The organism is Streptomyces sp. NPDC058291, from assembly GCF_042880855.1.
Taxonomy (GTDB): domain Bacteria; phylum Actinomycetota; class Actinomycetes; order Streptomycetales; family Streptomycetaceae; genus Streptomyces.
In genome coordinates, this window is record NZ_JBHVYK010000180.1 from 1 (window position 1) to 1,149 (window position 1,149).

The window sequence follows — 1,149 nt, forward strand, 5'->3', positions numbered from 1 at the left end:
TGCCAATGGGCCTATCTCCCGCACGATCTGCCGCAGAAGAGTGCGACGTACTACTACTTCGCGGCCTGGCGGGACGACGGAACGGACCAGGTCATTCATGAACTCCTGCGCCGCCAGGTCCGCGAGCGCACCCGCCGATTAGAGGACCCGACCCTGGTGGTGCTGGACACCCAGAGTGTCCACGTGGCCGCCGGGGTCCCCGCCGCCACGACCGGCCACGATCCGGCCAAGCGGGTGCCCGGCCGCAAGCGGGGCCTTGCCGTGGACGTCCTCGGCCTGGTCATCGCGGTCACCGTCCTCGCCGCGAACACCCACGACAACGCCGCGGGCATCGTCCTGCTGGACCAGGTCGCCGAGCACGCCGGCGGAACCGTCCGCAAAGCCCTGGTCGACCAGGGCTTCAAGAACCAGGTCGTCATGCACGGCGCCGGCCTGGGGATCGACGTCGAGATCGTCGCCCGCAACCCGCAGGTCAAGGGGTTCGTGCCGCAGCCGAAGCGGTGGAGGGTCGAGCAGACCTACGGGATCCTGATACTGCACCGGCGCCTGGTCCGCGACTACGAGCACCGCCCCTCCTCCTCCGCCTCCCGCGTCTACTGGGCAATGACCCACGTCATGACCCGCCGCCTCACCGGCGCGAACACCCCCACCTGGCGCGAGGCGCAGGCGGTGACGGCGTGAACATCCAGCCCCTGCTCGACGCCCTGGACCTCCAGGAAGACGCCACCCGGGCTTTGGCCGACGACCTCCGCGCACAGATCGACGACCTGCAGACCCGGTTACGGGAGGCCGAGACCCACCTGGAGCACCTCGCGATCACCCGCAAGACCGTCACCGGCCTCGCCGACCGGCTCCCGACCGCCGCGCCGGATCTCCCCGAGCACCCGGACTACCCCCGCATCCTCGCCGCCTTCAACCACGCGACCGGGCCGCTACGGGCCAAGGACGTCTGCGAAGCCCTCGGCCACGAACTGCAGCCGAAGAACGTCGAAGGCACCCGCGCCAAGCTGAAACGCCTGGTCAAGCTCGGAATCCTCACCGAGGCGGACACCGGCACCTTCGTCAGGAGGCAATAGCCCACCGGCCCTCCACCAGCAACCTTGCCCCAACCTCAGGCAGAAACGGACATCACCTTACGAACCGCCCACT

The 1,149-nt window shown here is 69.3% G+C and carries 2 protein-coding genes; both read left to right on the top strand.

The features are described from left to right. On the top strand, positions 1 to 681 hold a 681-nt coding region (locus ACFVYK_RS37955), incomplete at its 5' end, for a transposase (protein ID WP_389781294.1). Beyond that, positions 678 to 1,076, top strand: coding sequence for a hypothetical protein (locus tag ACFVYK_RS37960; protein ID WP_389781295.1), 399 nt, complete (start codon positions 678 to 680; stop codon positions 1,074 to 1,076). The genes ACFVYK_RS37955 and ACFVYK_RS37960, both read left to right, overlap by 4 nt. Positions 1,077 to 1,149 lie beyond the last annotated feature (73 nt).